16 protein-coding genes are annotated in these 21379 nt (G+C 62.2%); 11 read left to right on the top strand and 5 right to left on the bottom strand.

Features of this window, described 5'->3' with window-relative positions; genetic code table 11:
• Window positions 1-10: 10 nt before the first annotated feature.
• Together ACGHP5_RS15620 and ACGHP5_RS15625 are read right to left on the bottom strand one after the other, a co-directional pair.
• Window positions 11-1144: an acyltransferase gene (locus tag ACGHP5_RS15620; protein WP_337756822.1), complete on the bottom strand. Its 1134-nt coding sequence runs from the start codon at window positions 1142-1144 to the stop codon at window positions 11-13.
• Window positions 1145-1349: 205 nt separating this feature from the next.
• The gene (locus ACGHP5_RS15625) at window positions 1350-2864 is read right to left on the bottom strand and encodes a sulfatase-like hydrolase/transferase (RefSeq protein WP_337756821.1); all 1515 of its coding nucleotides are present in this window, start codon (window positions 2862-2864) and stop codon (window positions 1350-1352) included.
• A 157-nt stretch (window positions 2865-3021) separates the two neighbouring features.
• On the opposite strand from ACGHP5_RS15625, the gene ACGHP5_RS15630 reads away from it, so the two are divergent.
• The 8 genes from ACGHP5_RS15630 (at window position 3022) to ACGHP5_RS15665 (ending at window position 12606) form a co-directional block, all read left to right on the top strand.
• Complete coding sequence (locus ACGHP5_RS15630) at window positions 3022-4212, top strand: sigma-54-dependent transcriptional regulator (protein ID WP_390567635.1); 1191 nt, start codon at window positions 3022-3024, stop codon at window positions 4210-4212.
• A 379-nt stretch (window positions 4213-4591) separates the two neighbouring features.
• Entirely contained in the window at window positions 4592-4672 is an 81-nt protein-coding gene (locus ACGHP5_RS15635) for a potassium-transporting ATPase subunit F (RefSeq protein WP_015546182.1), read from the top strand.
• A 4-nt stretch (window positions 4673-4676) separates the two neighbouring features.
• A complete protein-coding gene (kdpA, locus tag ACGHP5_RS15640; RefSeq protein WP_337658017.1) occupies window positions 4677-6368 on the top strand; it encodes a potassium-transporting ATPase subunit KdpA in 1692 nt (563 codons plus the stop codon).
• Between the two features lie 13 nt (window positions 6369-6381).
• Window positions 6382-8424 (top strand): potassium-transporting ATPase subunit KdpB, encoded by a 2043-nt coding sequence (kdpB, locus tag ACGHP5_RS15645; protein ID WP_337756819.1) that lies wholly within the window; start codon window positions 6382-6384, stop codon window positions 8422-8424.
• Window positions 8425-8439: 15 nt separating this feature from the next.
• Window positions 8440-9009, top strand: coding sequence for a K(+)-transporting ATPase subunit C (locus ACGHP5_RS15650; RefSeq protein ID WP_337772176.1), 570 nt, complete (start codon window positions 8440-8442; stop codon window positions 9007-9009).
• Between the two features lie 9 nt (window positions 9010-9018).
• A complete protein-coding gene (locus ACGHP5_RS15655) occupies window positions 9019-9762 on the top strand; it encodes a hypothetical protein (protein ID WP_337772178.1) in 744 nt (247 codons plus the stop codon).
• A 3-nt stretch (window positions 9763-9765) separates the two neighbouring features.
• On the top strand, window positions 9766-10887 hold the full coding sequence (locus tag ACGHP5_RS15660) for a sensor protein KdpD (protein WP_295900700.1): 1122 nt from the start codon (window positions 9766-9768) through the stop codon (window positions 10885-10887).
• Window positions 10888-10890: 3 nt separating this feature from the next.
• The gene (locus ACGHP5_RS15665) at window positions 10891-12606 is read left to right on the top strand and encodes an ATP-binding protein (protein WP_337772181.1); all 1716 of its coding nucleotides are present in this window, start codon (window positions 10891-10893) and stop codon (window positions 12604-12606) included.
• Window positions 12607-12665: 59 nt separating this feature from the next.
• On the opposite strand, the gene ACGHP5_RS15670 is transcribed toward ACGHP5_RS15665, so the two are convergent.
• Complete coding sequence (locus tag ACGHP5_RS15670; protein WP_290531930.1) at window positions 12666-13238, bottom strand: L,D-transpeptidase; 573 nt, start codon at window positions 13236-13238, stop codon at window positions 12666-12668.
• Window positions 13239-13461: 223 nt separating this feature from the next.
• On the opposite strand from ACGHP5_RS15670, the gene ACGHP5_RS15675 reads away from it, so the two are divergent.
• From ACGHP5_RS15675 to ACGHP5_RS15685, 3 genes are read left to right on the top strand one after another with little or no spacing between them, the layout of a single operon-like run.
• Window positions 13462-14727, top strand: a complete 1266-nt coding sequence (locus tag ACGHP5_RS15675; protein ID WP_290531931.1) for an efflux RND transporter periplasmic adaptor subunit — start codon at window positions 13462-13464, stop codon at window positions 14725-14727.
• A gap of 6 nt (window positions 14728-14733) precedes the next feature.
• Complete coding sequence (locus tag ACGHP5_RS15680; RefSeq protein ID WP_290531932.1) at window positions 14734-17832, top strand: efflux RND transporter permease subunit; 3099 nt, start codon at window positions 14734-14736, stop codon at window positions 17830-17832.
• Entirely contained in the window at window positions 17829-19226 is a 1398-nt protein-coding gene (locus ACGHP5_RS15685; RefSeq protein ID WP_390567640.1) for an efflux transporter outer membrane subunit, read from the top strand. Before ACGHP5_RS15680 ends, ACGHP5_RS15685 begins: the two co-directional genes overlap by 4 nt.
• A gap of 9 nt (window positions 19227-19235) precedes the next feature.
• Here the strand turns inward: ACGHP5_RS15685 and ACGHP5_RS15690 are convergent, their stop codons facing one another.
• On the bottom strand, window positions 19236-19814 hold the full coding sequence (locus ACGHP5_RS15690; RefSeq protein ID WP_290531934.1) for a Crp/Fnr family transcriptional regulator: 579 nt from the start codon (window positions 19812-19814) through the stop codon (window positions 19236-19238).
• An 83-nt stretch (window positions 19815-19897) separates the two neighbouring features.
• Complete coding sequence (locus tag ACGHP5_RS15695; protein ID WP_390567642.1) at window positions 19898-21250, bottom strand: MATE family efflux transporter; 1353 nt, start codon at window positions 21248-21250, stop codon at window positions 19898-19900.
• Window positions 21251-21379: the final 129 nt, after the last annotated feature.

Here is a 21379-nt window from a genome sequence, read left to right on the forward strand (position 1 = left end):
TCCGGACAGGCTATTTCTTCCTGCGCAAAAAGCGGTCGGTCAGGAACCGGCGCACCGGTTCGTCGTACAGTTTCAGACAGAGGTAAGCCAGTATCACGGAACCTGCGACGAGCGCCAGGGCGCCGGGCAGGGACTCCGTGAAGGTGAGGTTTTCGTTCTTGACCCAGGCGTAGTAGAGGTAGATGAAAGGGTAGTGCACCATGTACAGCGGGTACGAAATGTCCCCCAGGAATTTGCAGACCCGGGTCGTCACCCGGTCCGTCGTCTTTCCCGAAGCCCCGAGAAAGACGAGCAGCGGAAAGAGAACCACGGCGCACAGGGTGTCGTACAGCCCGTTCATCCACAAATGTTCGCTTCCCCCGATGCGCGGCACGGACAGCAGCGCCACGACCGCCAGCCCGCATATCCAGAACGCACCCCGAATCTGCACGGGTCGGAACACACGTGAAAGCAACAGCCCGGCCGAGAAGGCGAACAGCAGACGCAGGGAACCGCCGAGCATATTGTCCCCGTCCATGGCGAACCCGACGCAGATGTCGCCGAGGGGTCCCCAGACGGCGAACGCCGCCAGCCCGCAGCCGGCGAGCAGCACCAGCACGGAAAGCGCCCGGGTCGGGAGCTTATGGATGAAGAGGGCGTAGAGGATATTGCCGATATACTCGAAAAACAACGACCAGCTCGGGCCGTTGAGCGGATACATTTCGCCGAGTCCCCGTATTTCGGAGCCGGGTGTCGCCGGAATCAGCAGCGCGTTCAGCAGCGTGGCCGCCAGCAGCATGGATACGGACACCGTCGATACGTCCCAGACGGAACAGCCCTGGAAATAGAACATGACGGCGCCGATCACGGCCCCCATGACGACCATCGGATGCAGCCGGATCAACCGCCGCTTGAGAAAATCCGCTACCGACATCTTTTTCTTCCAGCGGTCGTCGTAAGCGTAACCGATGACGAAACCCGAAAGTATGAAGAAGAAATCGACGGCCAGATAGCCGTGGTTGATCCGCTGGTCGAGATGGCTGGTCGCATAGGCTTCGAACAGATGAAACCAGACGACCGTGATCGCCGCCACGCCGCGCAATCCGTCGAGTATGTCGTAGTGCGGTTTGGTGTCCGCAAATGCAGCTGATGAGATTTTTGACATCGGCTTTCGTTCGTTTAGGAGGAGCAAAGATCGTAAAAAAGCCGGATGGATGCAAAACCGGATCGTGTCCGGTCCGGCAGAGCCTCCCGACCAAAAAGTGTCGTTACGGCCCCAAAGATAATAAAATATCGCCGCTTTCAAAACGAAAACGGGGAACCCGTTTTTCCAGATTCCCCGTTTTCGGGTTTTCCGCGGCTTGCGGGCGTCAGGGATTCACCTGCACCACCTGCTTCCAGTCCAGTTTTCCGGGATAGCCCCAGTCAGGTTTCGCGGGGTCGCAGAAATCGCCCGCGGCTTTCATCCGGGCATAGAGCAGCCCGGTCAGCTCCTCGCGCTTTTCGCGGTAGGCGGGATCGTCGTAGAGGTTCTTCATCTCCATCGGGTCGGCCTTGAGGTCGAACAACTGCGGATGCCGCTGTCCGTCGACGTTGTAGAGGATGAGTTTGAAACCGTCCTTCTTGATGGCCCGCTGGAGGTTGATGTAGGTCAGCAGAATGTCCTCGCGTTTTCCGGCTTCGGGGTTGCGCAGGGTCTCCTCCAGCGAAACACCCTTCACGGTGGCCGGGACCTCGATGCCCGCCAGGCCGCAAAGCGTGGGGTAGAGGTCGTACAGATAACAGTAGGCGTCGCGCACGGTGTTCTGCGGGATGCCGGGTCCGCAGATCACCATCGGAATCCTCACGGCCGCCTCGTACAGGTTCTGCTTGCCCAGCAGGCCGTGCTCGCCGACGCAAAGCCCGTTGTCCGACGTGAAGACGATGATCGTATTAGCGGCCTTGCCGCTCTTTTCGAGGGCGTCGAGAATGCGCCCGATCTGGAAATCCACCTCGCTGACCATGCCGTAGTAATTGGCTCGTTCGGCGAGCACCTGCTCCGGGACGCGGGGCGTGGGGAGCAGTTTTTCGTCGCGTTCGTTGAGGTCGCCGTTGTCGAAGGGGTGCTGCGGAACGAAGTTCGCGGGCATCGACAGTTCCGCGGAGGCGTATTTGCGCCCGTAGCCGGGCAGCACGTTGCGCGGGTCGTGCGGCGAGGTGAACGCCACGTACATCAGAAACGGGTCGCCGGACGACGCTTCGGCCTCCAGAAATCCGATGGCGGCGTCGGCATAGAGTTTCGACGAAAATGTTTCGGGCGACGCATCCGCCCATGCGCCGTTCCTGTCGTTGTAATCGCCCGCAGGGTCGTACTGGTGGAGGTAAGGCCGCCGGTGACCCAGCTCGTTGTTCCGGCCGTAGGGATGCATTCCCCCGAAAAAGATGTTCGCCCCCGTGGAGAACGAACGGTTGAACGAGGCGTTGTCGCTGTGCCACTTCCCGGTTGCGAAGGTCGTGTAACCGTTCTCGCGGAACACCTCCGGGAAGGTCTTCTCCGCTTGGGGAATGAAGCCGCCGTTGCGGTGCACGTCCATCAGGCCGCGCCCGGTGAGAAGCATCGCGCGGCTGGGCTGCGAAACGGCGCCGTTCAGACCGCCCATCACATGGGTCTGGGTGAATGCCACGCCGCGCCGCACGAGCCGGTCCATGTTCGGGGTATGAATTTCGGTATTTCCCAACGCCCGGATCGTGTTGAACGTCTGATCGTCGGTCAACAGGAAAAGCACGTTGGGACGCCCGGTCTTTTCGCCGTCGTCTTCGGGTGTCTCCTTGCCGGAAGCATGCGCCCCGAACAACGGCGCGCCCAGGATTGCCGGAAGGCAGAACAGCAGGGTTTTGTTATTCATCGCGTATTCTCTTTAGTTTAATCGGTACAAATTACGCGATTCCGGCCCGAAATCCGGGGCCACGGCTATTCAAAAAACACCAGAATCTGGTCATGCCGTAACGGCGCAAGCCGAAAATGTCTTACCTTTGCCCGAAAGAACGGAACGAGCGAACGACATGGCGAAAATTCTGATTATCGACGATGAAGAGCAGCTGCGGCGGCTGATGGCACGGATCATCGGGCTGGAAGGTTACGAGGTGGCCGAGGCTCCGGACTGCGCTTCGGGGCTGAAAATGCTCCGCCGGTACGACCCCGACGTGGTGTTGTGCGACGTCAAGCTGCCCGACGGCAACGGCGTCGAAATGGTGGCCCGCATCAAGGAGGCCGCACCCGCTGCCGAAGTGATCCTGCTGACGGCCTACGGCAATATCCCCGACGGCGTGCAGGCCATCAAGAACGGCGCCTTCGACTACATCACCAAAGGCGACGACAACAACAAGATCCTGCCCCTGTTGAGCCGGGCGGCCGAAAAGGCCGAAATGCAGCGGCGGCTGACCCGCATCGAGAACAAACTCTCCGAAGAGCACTCCTTCGACCGGATCGTCGGCGACTCGGAGGTCCTGCGCCGGGCCGTGGACCTGGCCCGCAAGGTCGCCGTCACCGACACCTCGGTGCTGCTCACCGGCGAGACGGGAACCGGCAAGGAGGTCTTCGCACAGGCCATCCACCACGCCAGCCGCCGCGCGAAGGGGGCTTTCGTGGCGATCAACTGCTCGGCCTTCTCGCGCGAACTGCTCGAAAGCGAACTGTTCGGCCACCGGGCCGGCAGTTTCACGGGCGCCGCCAAGGACAAGAAAGGACTTTTCGAGGAGGCCGACAAAGGCACGCTGTTCCTCGACGAGATCGGGGAGATGCCCGTCGAGTTGCAGGCCAAACTGCTCCGGGTGCTCGAAAGCGGCGAATTCATCAAGATCGGCGAAACACGTCCCACACGGGTCGACGTGCGCCTGATCGCCGCCACGAACCGCGACCTCGAAAAGGAGATCGCCGCCGGGAATTTCCGCGAGGACCTCTATTTCCGCCTCTCGGTGTTCCGCATCCACCTTCCCTCGCTGCGCGAACGTCCCGGCGACATCGCCGGATACATCCGCGTCTTCGCGGCGCAGTTCGCCGACAAAATGGGGCGCCGCATCGACTCGATCGACGCCGGCTACATCGCCGCTCTCGAACGCCACACGTGGCACGGCAACGTCCGCGAACTGCGCAACGCCGTGGAACGCAGCATGATCATGGCCGAAGCCGCCCGCCTGCTGGGCATCGGCATCGCCACGCTGTACCGAAAACTCGACGGCTACGGGGTGAAATAGCCCCCGCACCGTCTCATTCCGAGAGGGCCGCCTTATCATTCTGATAGGGCGGCCCTCTTTTTCGGCACGCATAGCAAACCGATAAACAGCTATTTTTCAACACATTGAATCCGGAACAAAAATTCCGGCACCCCCTTCGTATGCTTACGGGCAACAAAACCCGACGGCAAAATGGCAATCGTTATCCTCATACTGATTTTCTGCGGCGCAATGCTGCTGCTGGACCTGATGCTGTGCGGGTTCGTGAAAAAAATGTCTAATTCAAAAAAACGAAGAGATGAATGAAATCATGCTGTTCCTGCTGCTCTGCGCCCTGGGTGCGCTGTGCTACGGATTCTATTTCAAATGTGTGGATTGGTTCGAAAAGATCTGATGTCTTATGTTTACGAGTCTCCTTATCTTGAGCATCCTCGGATTCGTCTATCTGATGTACGTGCTCGTAAAACCCGAAAAATTCTGAATCGATGAATACCGAAATTTCAGGCGTAATTCTGCAATGGACCCTTCTGGTGGCGCTCTGCTACCCGCTGGGGCGTTACATGGCCAAAGTCTACCGCGGCGAGCGCACGTGGCTCGATTTCATGGCTCCCGTCGAGCGCCGTATCTATAAGTTCTGCGGCATCGACCCCGCACAGGAGATGAACTGGAAACAGTTCCTCAAGGCCCTGCTGACGGTCAACCTCTTCTGGTTCTTCTGGGGCATGCTGCTGCTGGTCTTCCAGGGCTGGCTGCCGCTCAATCCCGACGGCAACCCGGGACAGTCGCCCGACCTGGCGTTCAACACCTGCATCTCGTTCATGGTCAACTGCAACCTCCAGCATTACAGCGGCGAAACGGGTCTGTCCTACTTCACGCAGCTGTTCGTCATCATGCTCTTCCAGTTCGTCACGGCCGCCTGCGGCATGGCCGCCATGGCAGGCATCATGAAGGCGCTGGCGGGCAGAACGACGAAGACCATCGGCAACTTCTGGGTGTTCCTCACCCGGAGCGTGACGCGCATCCTGATGCCGCTGTCGCTCGTCGTCGGCATCCTGCTCGTCATCAACGGCACGCCGATGTCCTTCGACGGCAAGCAGACGCTCACAACGCTCGAAGGCGCCGAGCAGGTCATCTCGCAAGGCCCCACGGCGGCCATCGTGCCCATCAAACAGCTGGGAACCAACGGCGGCGGTTACTTCGGAACCAACTCGGCACACCCGCTCGAAAACCCCAACGCCTTCACCAACATCCTCGAATGCTGGTCGATCCTGATCCTGCCGATGGCGATGGTCTTCGCCTTCGGGTTCTACACGCGCCGCCGCAGGCTCGCGGCATGGATTTTCGGTGTGATGCTCCTGGCCTACACCGCGGGCGTCGTCCTCTCCGTCTGGCAGGAGACGGGCGGCAGCCGGCAAATCGACGAGATGGGCATCGCGCAGGACCTCGGCTCGATGGAAGGCAAGGAGATCCGCATCGGCTCGGCCGCCTCGGCCATGTGGGGCATGACGACCACCGTCACATCGAACGGCTCGGTCAACTCGATGCACGATTCGCAGACCCCTCTGAGCGGCATGCTCCAGATGCTCAACATGCAGATCAACTGCTGGTTCGGCGGCGTCGGAGTGGGGTGGATGAACTACTTCGCATTCCTCATCATCGCCGTCTTCATCAGCGGGCTGATGGTGGGCCGCACGCCGGAATTCCTCGGCCGGAAGGTCGAGGCGCGCGAGATGAAGATCGCCACGCTGGTCGTGCTGATGCACCCCTTCCTGATCCTCGTCGGCACGGGCATCTCGGCCGCCGTGGCCGCCGCGAACCCCGAAATAGGGTGGCTGAACAACCCCTCGTTCCACGGATTGAGCGAAATGCTCTACGAATACACCTCCTCGGCGGCCAACAACGGCTCGGGCTTCGAGGGCCTTGCCGACAACACGCCGTTCTGGAACATCTCGACGGGCATCGCGCTGATCATGGGCCGTTACTTCCCGATCGTGGGACAGGTCGCCATCGCGGGACTGCTGGCCTCGAAGAAATGCATTCCCGAGAGCGCCGGCACGCTCCGCACCGACACGGGAACCTTCTCGCTGATGACCTTCGCCGTCATCATCATCGTCGCGGCCCTCTCGTTCTTCCCCGCACTGGCGCTGGGCCCCATCGCCGATTACCTCACTTTCTAACCATGTTACCGCTATGAAACGAAACAGAAATAACTCGCTTTTCGACCCTGTCCTGCTACGTCGGAGCCTCCGCGCTTCGTTCACGAAGCTCGACCCGAGGCAGATGATCAAGAACCCGATCATGTTCACCGTCGAGGCCGTCACCTTCGCCATGCTGCTGCTGATCGTCTGGATCGCCGTGACGGGCAACACGTCGCAGGGTTCGCTGCTCTACAACCTCGTGGTTTTCGCCGTGCTTCTTCTAACGGTGCTCTTCGCCAACTTCGCCGAGGCCATCGCCGAAGCCCGCGGCAAGGCGCAGGCCGACTCGCTGCGCAAGACCCGCGAGGAAACCCCCGCCAAACGCATCGAACCCGACGGGCAGTCGCACATCGTCAGCAGTTCCGAACTGAAACAGGGCGACCTGTTCGAGTGCGGCGCGGGCGACACCGTCGCCGCCGACGGCGAGATCGTCGAGGGCCTCGCCTCGATCGACGAGAGCGCCATCACAGGCGAATCGGCCCCGGTGATCCGCGAGGCGGGCGGCGACAAAAGCTCCGTCACGGGCGGCACGAAGGTGCTCTCCGACCGCATCCTCGTGAAAGTCACCGCCCGGCCCGGCGAGAGTTTTCTCGACAAGATGATCGCCCTGGTCGAAGGCTCCTCGCGCCAGAAGACACCCAACGAGATCGCGCTGACCATCCTGCTGGCAGGCTTCACGCTCGTCTTCGTCATCGTCTGCGCCACACTCAAGCCCTTCGCCGACTACGTGGGCGCGAACATCACCGTCGCGGCATTCATCTCGCTGTTCGTCTGCCTGATCCCGACCACCATCGGCGGCCTCCTGTCGGCCATCGGCATCGCCGGCATGGACCGCGCCCTGCGGGCCAACGTCATCACCAAATCGGGCAAAGCCGTCGAGACCGCGGGCGACATCGACACGCTACTCTTGGACAAGACGGGCACCATCACCATCGGCAACCGCAAGGCCACGCGCTTCCATCCCGCCGAAGGAACCGACCCCAAGGCTTTCGTGCGCATGTGCGTGCTCTCGTCGGAAGCCGACCCGACCCCCGAAGGCAAATCCATCGTGGAGCTGGGCGCCGCCGAAGGGGTCCGCACCGACCCGGTGGCGATGGTCGGCGTGCGGATGGTGAAATTCACCGCTGAAACCAAGTGTTCGGGCGTCGACATGCCCGACGGACGCCGCATCCGCAAGGGAGCCGCCGAAGCGATCTTCCGCATCGCCGCCGAGCACGAAAACCCCTGCCCGTCCGGAATCGCAGCCACCGTGCGCACCATCTCCGAAAACGGCGGCACGCCGCTCGTAGTCTGCGAAAACGAACGGATCACGGGCGTCATCGAGTTGCAGGACATCATCAAGACGGGCATCCGCGAACGCTTCGAGCGGCTGCGCCGGATGGGCGTGAAGACCGTGATGGTCACAGGCGACAATCCGCTCACCGCCAAATATATCGCCGAGAAGGCCGGCGTCGACGACTTCATCGCCGAGGCCCGGCCGGAGGACAAGCTCGAATACATCCGCCGCGAACAGCGGGCCGGCAAACTGGTGGCCATGATGGGCGACGGCACGAACGACGCCCCGGCGCTGGCGCAGGCCGACGTGGGCGTGGCGATGAACAGCGGCACGCAGGCCGCCAAGGAGGCAGGCAACATGGTCGATCTGGACAACGATCCGACGAAGCTGATCGAGATCGTCGAGATCGGCAAACAGCTCCTCATGACGCGCGGCACGCTCACGACCTTCTCCATCGCCAACGATGTCGCGAAGTACTTCGCCATCGTCCCGGCGCTGTTCATCGCCTCGATTCCGTCGCTCGGCGCCCTGAACGTCATGCACCTCCATTCGCCCGAAAGCGCCATCCTCTCGGCAGTGATCTTCAACGCCCTGATCATCCCGCTGCTCATCCCGCTGGCCCTGCGCGGCGTGACCTACAAACCGATCGGGGCCTCGGCCCTGCTGCGCCGCAACCTCTTCATCTACGGACTCGGCGGCGTGATCGTCCCGTTCATCGGCATCAAACTGATAGACATGTTAATAAGTGTATTTTTCTAAAGCATTGCTTCAACTATGAAAAACCTCTGGATTTCACTCAAAATAACGCTGGCAATGTGCCTGTTGCTCGGCGTGGGGTATGTCCTCGTACTGCGCGGCATCTCGGCCGTCGCAGGTCCCAACGGCGGTGAAGCCGATGTCGTGACCTTCAACGGAAAGGTCGTCGGCGCGGCGAACGTGGGGCAGCAGTTCACCGATGTCCGCTATTTCTGGGGCCGTCCCTCGGCCGTGGACTACAACGGCGGCGGTTCCGGCGGCAGCAACAAGGCTACGACCAACCCCGAATACCTCGCCGATGTGGAACAGCGCGTGCAGGACTTCCTCGCGGCGCATCCCTACCTCACCCGCGCGGAGGTTCCCGCCGAAATGGTCACGGCCAGCGGCTCGGGACTCGACCCCGACATCTCGCCCCGCGGGGCGCAGGTGCAGGTGCGCCGCGTGGCCGAGGCCCGCGGACTGGACATCGCTACGGTACGGCACCTGGTCGACTCGCTGACCCGAAAACCGTGGCTGGGACTTTTCGGTACGGAGAAGGTCAATGTGCTGCGCCTGAACGTCGCTTTGGAAGAACTGAACGAAAACTAATCGCAAACCATGAAAATCAATAAAACGATGAAACGCTGGATATTTATTCTGATCGCCGCTTTGGCCATTTTCCTGACCGCCGACCTCTGCGCCCGGGAGCGCGGGGTGAAATTCTCGGGCGGAACCGACCTGGTAAGCACCTACGTATGGCGCGGCGTCCGCGAAAGCGGCCCGGCCTTCCAGCCGACGCTGACGATGAGTGCCGGAAACTTCTCGGCGACGGCCTGGGGTTCGGTCGATTTCGACAGCACCTACAAGGAGATGGACCTCACGCTGGCCTACTCGCTCGGACCCGTGACCCTTTCGGTGGCAGACCTCTACTGGACCGGACACGCCGACGACCGCTATTTTGCCGTCGGCAGCAACTCGCCCCACCGCATCGAGGTGGGCGCCAGCTGGGTCGTTTCGGAAAAGGTCCCCGTCACGCTGTCGTGGTACACGGTTCTCTTCGGCGCGGCCGACGTGAACGACAAGGGCGAGCGCGCTTATGCCTCGTATTTCGAGGCGGCCTGCCCGTTCACGGTGAAGACCGTCGACATGAAGGCCGGCGTGGGCATGGTCCCCTGGAACGCCGCCGCGACCTACCTCACCGGAGACCGCGGATTCTGCGTGCAGAACGTCTTCCTCAATGCCGGAAAATCGTGGAAGATCAAAGGGACGGATTCGATGTCGGTCGGCGTTTTCACCAACCTGATCTGGAATCCGGCCCTGGACGACGTCAACTTTGTGGGAGGCATCTCCTTCCGGATGTAACCGATGGAAAAGCAGGACAGCGTTCAGCGGTTTCTGGAACTGATCCGGCGTTCGCACCGCGGCAAGTTCAAGGTCTACATCGGCATGAGCGCCGGCGTGGGCAAGACCTGCCGCATGCTGCAAGAGGCCCGTCAGCTGCTCGATGCGGGCGTCGACGTCCGCATCGGCTACATCGAAACGCACGGCCGCGCCGAAACGGAAGCCCTCGCCGAAGGGCTTCCGTTCGTGCCCCGCCGCAGGCTCTTCTACAAAGGCAAGGAGCTGGAGGAGATGGACACGCAGGCCATCGTCAGTCTCCACCCCGAGATCGTCGTCGTGGACGAACTGGCCCACACCAACATCGAGGGGAGCGAAAACCCCAAGCGGTGGCAGGACGTGATGCAGATTCTCGACGCGGGGATCAGCGTCATTTCAGCCGTCAACATCCAGCACATCGAGGGTCTGAACGAGGTCGTCGAGGAGATCACGGGCATCGAGATCCGCGAGCGGGTCCCGGACAGCGTGCTGGCGATGGCCGACGAGGTGGTGAACATCGACCTCACGGCCGACGAACTGATCGCGCGGCTGAAGGCCGGAAAGATCTACCGGCCCGACAAGATCGCCGCGGCGCTCGGCAACTTCTTCACGCAGGACAACCTGCTGCAACTGCGCGAACTGGCGCTGAAAGAGGTGGCGCTGCGCGTGGAGAAGAAGGTGGACAGCGAGGTGACCGGTTCCGAAACCTTCCGGCGCGACAAACTGCTGGCGGTGATCGACTCCTCCGAGAAACGCGCCCGGCGGGTCATCCGCAAGACGGCGCGCATGGCCACGCATCTGAACGCCGGCTTCACGGTGCTCTACGTGCAGGGCGACCGCGAGGCCGACGACCGCATTCCGCTGGCCCGGCAGCGTTACCTGATCAACAACCTGAACCTGGCCACGGAACTCGGCGGCGAGGCCCGCCGCATACGCTCGAACGCCCCGGTGGAGAGCATCGCCGGACTGTGCCGGGAGCAAAAAATAAACATCGTCTGCGTCGGGCGTCCCGAATTTTCACTATTTTCGCTGCTGAAAAGCGCAATCCGCCTGCGGCGTCTGACCGTCCGGCTGTCGCGCATGAACATCGACCTTTTCATTTTTTCATAAGCCATGAGAATACAAAGGAGAATCACCCTGGGCATCGGCATCCTCTTCACCATGATCCTGCTGCTGGGCATCCAGTCGGTCAGCTACGTCCGCCAGCTGTCGCGGGCGACGGGAACCATCCTCGCCGACAACTACAACTCGCTGCAATACGCCGGAGAGATGCTGCGGTCGCTCAACGACATCGGGCAGGATTCCATATCGCGGCACGCCCTGCGCGAAAACCTCGCCCTGCAACAGCAGAACATCACCGAGATCAGCGAGAAGGAGACCACCGCGGCGCTCGAACGCCACGTCGCCTCGCTGAGCGACCCGGTCACCGAAGCCGAAATCCGGACCGTGCGCGAAGACCTGTTCCGGATCATGGAGCTGAACATGGCGGCCATCCGCGCCAAGAGCGCCGGGGTGGAGCAGCGCGCCGACTACGCCATGTGGTGGCTGATCGCCGTCGCCGCGCTCTGCGCCCTGATCGCCGGGGGCATCCTCGTCTGGTTCCCGCAGTCGGTGCTGCGGCCGATCGACGCCCTGAAAAAGGGCATCACCCAGATCGCCAACCACAACTACCGGGAACGGCTCGATTTCCCGGGCAACCGCGAGTTCGAATCCGTCGCCGAGTCGTTCAACGACATGGCCGCCAAGCTCGACGAATACCGCCGCAGTTCGCTCGACGACCTGATGACCGCCAAGAAACGCATCGAAGCGATTGTCGACACGCTGCACGAACCGATCGTGGGGCTGGGTCCCGACCGCAGAATCCTCTTCATGAACCGCGAGGCGCTCTCGGTGCTGAACCTCCGGGAGGACGCCGTGGGGCGCGACGCCGCCGAAGTGGCGCTGTCGAACGACCTGCTGCGGCGGCTCGTCCGGGGGCTGAACGACACGAAGAAGGGCGCCGACGAGGAGCCGCTGAAAATCTACGCCGACAACAAGGAGAGCTATTTCCAGGTGGAGAACACGCCGCTCTACATCACTCCCGTCGGCGGACGCGAACAGCAGTTCGTCGGCAACCTGATCGTCTTGAGCAACATCACCCGCTTCAAGGAGCTGGATTCCGCCAAGACCAACTTCATCTCGACCGTCTCGCACGAAATGAAAACCCCGATTTCGTCGATCCTGATGAGCTTGCAGCTGCTCGGCGACGACCGGCTGGGCACGCTGAACAGCGAGCAGAAACAGCTCGTCACGAGCATCAAGGAGAGCAGCGACCGCCTGCTTTCGATCACGGGCGAACTGCTGAACATGACCCAGATCGAGACCGGCAAACTTAAACTGATACCTAAAGTAACCAAGCCTATCGAACTGATAGACTACGCCGTAAAGGCCACGCAGGTGCTGGCCGAAAGGTTCTGCTGTTTCGTCGAAGTGGACTATCCCGAAAAGATCTCGAAACTCTTCGTCGACAACGAGAAGATCGCCTGGGTCATCACCAACCTGCTGTCGAACGCCATCCACCATTCGCCCGAACGGTCGCGCATCATCGTCGGCGCCGTACAGCGCGAAAAGGCGGTCGAAATCTACGTTCAGGACTTCGGGCGCGGCATCGACCCGCGTTACCACAAGAGCATCTTCGAGCGCTATTTCCGTGTCCCGGGAACCAAGGTGCAGGGCAGCGGGCTGGGGCTTGCCATCTCGAAGGAGTTCGTCGAGGCGCACGGCGGCACGATCTCGGTCGAGAGCGAAATCGGCCGCGGCAGCCGATTCTCGATTCTGCTCCCGGCCTGAAAAGCCGCCCGTCGCCCGCTTCGGCGACAGTCCGGAGCGCCGCGGACGGACGGGATCCCTTACTTCGGCTGCACCGTCGGCCGGGGTCCGGTCTTGGCAGCGGCGGGCAGGCGGCAGGGCACGGCGCTGTCGGCCTCGGAGGTGAGGATCACGACCGGCATGCCGACGTAAACATACTTTTTCACCAGTTCGAGCAGATCGCCGTTGTTCAGCCGGATGCACCCCTCGGTCGCACGCGTGCCGATCGAGGCGGGGTCGTGGGTTCCGTGGATGCCGATGCCGCGGTGGCCGGGTGTCTTCAGACGGATGAAATGCGAACCGTAGGCCCCCCTGATCTCCCCCTTGCCGTCGCCGAAATCGTGCGTCCACGCCCTCGCGTCCTGAATCTGCTGGACGGAGAAAAGCCCTTCGGGTGTCTTCATGTCGCCCGGCTTCTCCTTGTTGCCCAGCGCCCGGCCGCAGGCGACGGGGTAGACGGCCAACAGCCGGCTGTTGAAATCGTAGACCGCGAGGGTCATCGACTCCTTGCTGACGGCGATAAGCGCCGCGCCCGAAGGCGGCGTCTGCTGCGCACGCACGCCGGCGGCGCAGAACAGTGCGCATGCGAGAAAGATGCGTAGAATTGTTTTCATAGGTGCAAAGATACGATTTCCCGGAGAAAATCCGCAGCATCGTTCCGAAAAGCCGTACGCCGTCCTCCGGAAAGACGCCAATAGCCTCCGTATGAACAAAAATAGGCATTCCGGCATCATATTCGCCCAACTTCTTCGTTTAAATAGCATATCGGCGAAAAAATCGTATTTTTGCGCCGACATACCGGACACCAGGCAAACAATTCCGGAATTTGGAAACAACATGAAACTATCACGCGAGAAAATCGTGCAGCAGGCGGCCCGTGCCGGCCGCCGTACGCTGCAACTCGGCGGAGAGGCGGGCGGCAGAATCCGCCGTCTGTCGAAACGTACCTGGCTGATCCTGGCCGCAATCGCCGTATTGATTGCCGGAGGGCTTTGGTGGTGGCTGCGCCCCGAACCCGTACAGCCCATATTGCCCGTGGTCCAGGTCGAACCTGTCGAAACCGACGACATCGAACTCTACGGCGAATACGTAGGCCGCATCCGCGCCCAGCAGTTCGTCGAAATCCGCGCCCGGGTGGAGGGTTTCCTCGAAAAAATGCTCTTCGAGGAGGGAACCTACGTCAAGAAGGGGCAGCCGCTGTTCATCATCGACCCCAAGCTCTACGAAGCCCGGGTAAACAAGGCAAAGGCACAGCTGAACAAGGACAAAGCCATGGCGCTCAAGGCAGACCGCGACCTGAAACGCATCCGCCCGCTCTACGAGCAGAACGCCGCGAGCCAGCTGGACCTCGACAACGCCATCGCCTCCTACGAAAGCGCCACGGCCTCCGTGGCGATGAGCGAGGCCGACCTCACGCAGGCCGAAACCGCCTTGAGCTACACGACCGTCAGTTCGCCGCTGTCGGGCTATATCTCCGAGCGCAGCGTCGACATCGGCACGCTCGTAAGCCCCAACGGCAAATCGCTGCTGGCGACGGTGGTCAAGAGCGACACCGTGCGCGTGGACTTCAGCATGACGGGACTCGACTACCTCAAAAGCAAGGCCCGCAACGTCAACCTGGGCCAGAAGGACTCCACCCGCAAGTGGGACCCCTACATCACCATCACGCTGGCCGACAACACGCAGTATCCGCTGCGCGGACTGGTCGACTTCGCCGATCCGCAGGTCGACCCCGAAACGGGAACCTTCTCCGTGCGCGCCGAGATGGCCAACCCCGACCGCATCCTGCTGCCGGGACAGTTCACGAAGGTGCGCCTGCTGCTCGACGTGCGCGAGGACGCCACGGTCGTGCCGGCCAAATCGGTCGTCATCGAGAAAGGCGGCGCCTACGTCTTCGTCATACGCCCCGACAGCATCGCCGAACGCCGCCTGATCGAACTCGGCCCCGAGGTACACAACCGGGTGATCGTCGAACGCGGCGTCGTTCCCGGCGAGAAGATCGTCGTGGAAGGCTTCCACAAACTGACGCACGGCGACAAGGTCGACCCCGTGCCGGCCCCCGAAAAGAGTAGTGCAACCGAGGCGGAGACCTCCGAAAAATAGCGGGCCATGAAATCGGATTTCTTTATCGACCGGCCCGTGTTTTCAACCGTCCTGTCGGTGGTCATCGTGATCGTCGGCCTGCTGGGACTGGTGATGCTCCCCGTGGACCAGTATCCGCGGATCGTGCCCCCGGTGGTCAAGATCTCGGCCTCCTATCCGGGAGCCAGCGCCCAGACCGTGACGCAGGCCGTGGCGACGCCCATCGAGCAGGAGCTGAACGGAACCCCCGGCATGCTCTACATGGAGTCGACGAGCAGCAACTCGGGCGGATTCTCCGCCACCGTAACCTTCGACATCGACACGGACGCCGACCTGGCGGCCGTCGAGATTCAGAACCGCGTGAAGGAGGCCGAAGCGCGCCTCCCGGCCGAAGTCATCCAGAACGGCATCTCGGTCCAGAAACAGGCGTCGAGCCGGCTGATGACCATCACGCTGCTGTCGAACGACCCCAAGTTCGACGAAATATACCTCTCGAACTACGCCACGCTCAACGTGCTGGACATGCTGCGCCGCGTGAAGGGCGTCGGCAGCGTCTCGAACGTCGGCAGCCGCTACTACGCCATGCAGATATGGGTGCAGCCCGACCGGCTGGCCAACCTCGGGCTGACGGTGCAGGACCTGCAGAAGGCGCTCAAGGACCAGAACCGCGAATCGGCGGCCGGCGTGCTGGGCCAGCAGCCCATCACGGACCTCGACGTCACCATCCCGATCACCGCCCGCGGCCGTCTTTCGTCGGTCGGGGAGTTCGAGGAGATCGTCGTGCGCGCCAACCCCGACGGATCGCTCATCCGCCTGCGCGACGTGGCGCGCGTCTCGCTCGAAGCCTCGTCGTACAGCACCGAGAGCGGCATCAACGGCGGCAACGCAGCCGTAATGAACATCAACATGCTGCCGGGCGCCAACGCCATGGAGGTCGCGCGCGCCGTCCGGGAGACGATGGACGAAATCAGCCGCAACTTCCCGGAGGGAATCTCCTACGAAATTCCGTTCGACATGACCTCCTACATCTCACAGTCGATCAAGGAGGTTTACCACACGCTGTTCGAAGCCCTGCTGCTCGTGATCCTCGTGGTCTACCTCTCGTTGCAGAACTGGCGCGCGACGCTGATTCCGACCATCGCCGTGCCGATCTCGCTGATCGGAACCTTCGGCGTGATGCTGGCCTTCGGCTTCTCGCTCAACATGATGACCCTGCTGGGCCTGATCCTGGCCATCGGTATCGTCGTGGACGACGCCATCGTGGTCGTGGAGGCCGTGGAACGCACGATGGACGAAGAGGGGCTTTCGCCCTACGAGGCCACGAAGAAAGCCATGAGCGGACTGGGCAGCGCCATCATCGCCACGTCGCTGGTGCTGTGCGCCGTGTTCGTCCCCGTGAGCTTCCTCTCGGGCATCACCGGCCAGCTCTACCGGCAGTTCACCATCACGATCGCCGTGTCGGTGCTGATTTCGACCTTCGTGGCCCTGACCCTCTCTCCGGCCCTCTGCGCCCTAATCCTGCGCCCCGACACGGGACGGAAGAAGAACCGTCTGTTCCGCCGCATCAACCTCTGGCTGGCCGGCGGCAACAAGTTCTACGAAAGGATGATCCGCGGCGGCGTGCGCCACTCGAAACGCATGCTGGCGCTGTTCGGGCTGACGTTAGTGGCGCTGTGGGTGCTCAACAAGGCCGTTCCCCAGAGCTTCATGCCCCAGGAGGACCAGGGCTATTTCACCGTCGAACTCGAACTTCCCGAAGGGGCCACGCTCGAACGCACGCGCCGCGTGACGGAACGCGCCATGAAATACCTGATGTCGCAGGAGGACGTGGAATACGTGCTCAACGTCACCGGGTCCAGCCCGCGGGTGGGGACCAACCAGTCGCGCAGCCAGCTGACGGTGATCCTCAAGCCGTGGGACGAACGCAAGACCTCGGACATCCGCAGACTGATGGACCGCGTGCGCAGGGAGATGCGCCGCTATCCCGAAAGCAAGGTCTACCTCTCGACGCCGCCCGTGATCCCGGGACTGGGCGCCTCGGGCGGCGTCGAGCTGGTGCTCGAAGCGCGCGGAAACGCCTCGTACGGCGATCTTCAGCGCGCCGTCGACACGCTGCTGCACTACGCCTCGCAGCGCAAGGAGCTGACGGGTCTTTCGTCGTCGATACAGAACGACATCCCGCAGCTCTATTTCAATGTGGACCGCGACAAGGCCCAGATGCTGGGCGTGCCGATGGCCGACATCTTCTCGACGATGAAGACCTTCACCGGATCGGTCTACGTCAACGACTTCAACATGTTCAACCGCATCTACCGCGTCTACATCCAGGCCGAAGCCCCGTACCGCGCCCACCAGGAAAACCTCGGGCTGTTCTTCGTCCGGGGCGCCGACAAGGCGATGATTCCCATCACGGCGCTCGGCACGACCTCCTACACCACGGGACCGGGCACGATCCGCCGTTTCAACATGTTCAACGCGGCGACCATCTCGGGCGAGGCGGCACAGGGATACAGCTCGGGGCAGGCGATGGCCATTCTCGAACAGATCGCACGCCGCCACCTGCCGTCGACGATCGGCGTCGAATGGAGCGGCCTTTCCTATCAGGAGAAGCACGTCAGCGGGCAGACGGGCTACGTGCTGGCACTGGCCTTCCTCTTCGTCTTCCTGTTCCTCGCGGCGCAGTACGAGAGCTGGCTGATCCCCGTGGCGGTGATCCTCTCGCTGCCGATCGCCGGCATCGGCGCCTATCTGGGCAACTGGGCGTGCGGGCTGGAGAACAACATCTATTTCCAGATCGGACTGGTGATGCTGGTGGGCCTCGTGGCCAAGAACGCCATCCTGATCGTCGAGTTCGCCAAGGACGCGGTCGAGAAGGGGCACGATACGCTGACGGCCGTCATCATGGCCGCGCGCCTGCGCTTCCGGCCCATCGTCATGACCTCGCTGGCCTTCATGCTCGGCATGATCCCGCTGGTCTTCGCCAGCGGTCCCGGGTCGGCCAGCCGCCAGGGCATCGGCACGGGCGTCTTCTTCGGCATGCTCGTGGCGATCACCGTGGGCATCGTCTTCGTACCGCTCTTCTTCGTCTGGGTTTACAAACTGAAAGAAAAATGGACAACACGATGAAACGAAGCGCAACATATCTCCTCGGACTGCTTCTGCTGCTCGCGGCGGGAAGCTGCTCCGTGCAGAAGAAGTGCAAGGCTCCGAAGCTCGACATGCCCGCGGAGATCGTCGCGGGGCAGAGCGACACGCTGACGCTGAGCGACCGGAAGTGGTGGGAGGTCTACACCGACACGACGCTCTGCCGGCTGATCGGCCGCACGCTCGACCGCAACCGCAACATGCTCTCGGCCGAAGCGCGCATCCGCCAGCTGGAGGAGCTTTACCGCGTGAGCCGAGCGGCGCAGCTGCCGTCGCTCGGCGGACTGGTTCTCGCCGACAACGAGACCAACGACTACTACGGCGAAGCGCACAAAAGCGACGCCGAATTCAGCGTCAAAGCCACCTTGAGCTGGGAAGCCGACCTATGGGGCAGCCTGCGCTGGGCCAAGCGCAAGGGCGCGGCGGAATATCTCGCCTCGGTCGAGGCGGCGCGCGCCGTACAGATGACGCTTGTCGCCGAGGTCGCCACGGCCTACTTCGAACTGGTGGCCCTGGACCACGAACTGGGCGTCGTACGCCGCACGGCGGAGACCCGTGAGGAGAGCGTGCGCCAGGCGAAACTGCGTTTCGAAGGAGGACTGACCTCCGAGACGGCCTACCAGCAGGCGAAGGTCGAACTGGCGAGCGCCTCGGCGCTGATTCCCGACCTCGAACTGCGCATCGCCCAGAAGGAGAACCAGATTTCGGTGCTCGCGGGCGACTATCCCTCGCGCGTGGCGCGCTCGAAGATGGATATGAACGTCCGGATGCCCGACTCGCTGCCCGTGGGCCTGCCTTCGACGCTGCTGCAACGCCGTCCCGACGTGCGGCAGGCCGAGCAGAACCTCAAGGCGGCGATGGCCGCGGCAGGCATGGCCTATGCCGACCGGTTCCCGCGGCTGACGATCTCGCTGACGGGAGGACTCGAAAACGACGCGGTCAAGGGGCTGATCAACTCGCCCTTCTCCTACGCCGTCGGCAACCTCACCGCGCCGCTGTTCGCCTTCGGATCGAAGCGTGCGAAATACCGCGCGGCACTGGCGGCCTACGACCAGGCGCGGCTGGCCTACGAACAGAAGGTGCTGGAGGTTTTCCGCGAGGTGAACGACGCCGTGACGGCCTACCGCAACATGCGCAGGACGGCCGAACTGAAATTCAACCTCAAGGAGGCGGCCCGGCAATACGTCGTGCTGGCCAAATTGCAGTATATCAACGGTGTGATCCGCTACATCGACGTGCTCGACGCCCAGCGGAAGTTCTTCGACGCACAGGTCGAGGAGAGCAAGGCGGTGCGCAACGAGCACCTCGCGCTCGTGGGATTGTACAAGGCCCTCGGGGGCGGGTGGCAGCCGTCGGATGTCGAAAAAAAGGGTTGACCTCAAAGGTCAACCCTTTTTCTTGCCCAGTTTGGCCCGGATGCGGCTCAACGACTGCGGCGTGATCCAGAGGTAGGAGGCGATGTGCTTCAGGGGCACGTATTGCAGCAGTTCGGGGCTTTCTTCCATCAGCGTCCGATAGCGCTCCTCGGCTCGCGGGGCGCCGCCCGAGAGTATCCAGTTTTCGAGGGCCAGGAACTGCTTCTCGAAAAGCCGCCTCCCGAAGTTGGCCGTCTCGGCGGATTCGGCGAAGAAGACCTCCAGGTCGGCTTTGGAGATGCCGTAGAGTTCGGCGTCGCACATCGCCTCGATGGAGATTTTCGAAACCTCGTTGCCCACGTAGCCCCACGTCGAAAAGAGCGTCTCTCCCTCGCCGGCGAACCAGACCGAGACATCCGCGCCGTCGTCGGAATAGTGTCCCAGCCAGATGCCGCGGCTCACGATGTAGAAATCGGAATTCCGCTCGCCCTGACGGACGACGCACTCCCCCTTGCGGAACACGCGCCGCTCCATCAGCCCGATCAGCCGCAGGCAGTCCGCCGCGGACAGGTTGTATTTCCTGCTGAATTTCTCGATAAACGCCTCCATGCCTTACAGATTTGAGGCGGTAAAGATAGCAAAAAAACAAATTCCCGGCTTCGTTTCAGCGGCAAAGCTACGCCGCGATCCTCCTAAAACCCGCTTCTTAAACGGGTCCGCCAGTAAATCGCCGCGACGACCGCGAAAGTGAGCACCTCGGCCAGCGGCACGGCCAGCCAGATGCCCTCCACGCCGAACAGCAGGGGCAGTCCGAAGAAGCACGCCGCCATGAAGACGAATCCGCGCAGGACGGTCACGGCCATCGCCGGGCGGGGCCGCTCGACGCTCTGGAAATAACCGATCGAGACGATGTTCACCGCAAAGAAAACGAATCCCGAAGCGAAGAGCGGAAGTCCCCGGACGGCAATCGCGTAGGCGGGGCAGGAACTGTCGATGAACATGGCCACGATCCAACGGCTGAACAGCGCCGTAACGCCGAAAAACGCCAGCCCCGCCACCACGGCCGTCAGGAGCGCCAACCGGAAGGCCTTGCGCACGCGCGCGCTGTTTCCCGCGCCGAAATTGTAGCTCAAAATCGGCTGGGCCGACTGTCCGATGGCGTTGTAGACCATGAAGATGATCGGGAAAAAGTAGCAGGCGATGCTGAACGCCGCCACGCCGTCCTCGCCCAGATAGCGGATGAAGACGTAGTTCCCGGCGAACATCATCGTGGCGATGGCCCCCTCGCAGAGGAAGGTCGACAGCCCCAGCCGGCACATGTAGCCCACATTGCGGAGGGTCAGGCGCATGCTCTTGCGGCTCGTCTTCACACGGCAGAAACGCACGACGTTGCGGCGGCGTCCCAGGTAGCCGAGGATCATCCCCGCACCCACGATATAACCGAGGCTCGTGGCCAGCGCCGCGCCCGTCATGCCCCAGCCGAGGATGAAGATGAAAACGTAGTCCAGCACGATGTTGATGACCGCCGGAACGGCGTTGCAAAGCATCGCGTAGTTGGGCGACCCGTCGAGCCGGATGAAGAACATGCCCGAGCTTAACAGCGCGCTGAAGGGCAGGAACGGCGCGAACCAGTGCATGTACTCCACGGCCAGCGGAAGAAGCCGCTCGGAACTGCCCAGCAGCAGGGCCACCTCACGGGCGTAGAAAGTGATCAGGAAGCTGTACGCCGCCAGGAGCAGCGACGACACCGCGACGGCCTGCGTGACGTTGATGCGCGCCGCCTTGACCTTCCTCTGCGAGAGGTGGATCGACGCCACGACCGACGCCCCGACGCCGAACATCAGCCCGACGCCCGTGCTGATGAGGAACAGCGGCGCGGTGATGTTGACGGCGGCCAGCGCGTCGCTGCCGATGCCGCGCCCCACGAAAATCCCGTCCGTAATCACGAAAACGGCCGAGAAAACCATCCCCAGAACAGTGGGGATCAGCAGTTTCCGAAAAAGTCTCGGAATCTCCATGCTGCCGAAATCGATACTGTCTTTCATCGCATTCATTTTTTGGAGTGCAAAGATACTCGCTTCAGGCCGGGCAAAAGTTAACATTTGGTAAAAAAAAGCCCCTCCCGTCGGGGATGAGTGTTTTTTAAGAACGGGGAGGTAAAAAGTGTAAAACGC

This window comes from Alistipes sp. i18-0019-D1 (assembly GCF_042852885.1).
Lineage (GTDB): Bacteria > Bacteroidota > Bacteroidia > Bacteroidales > Rikenellaceae > Alistipes.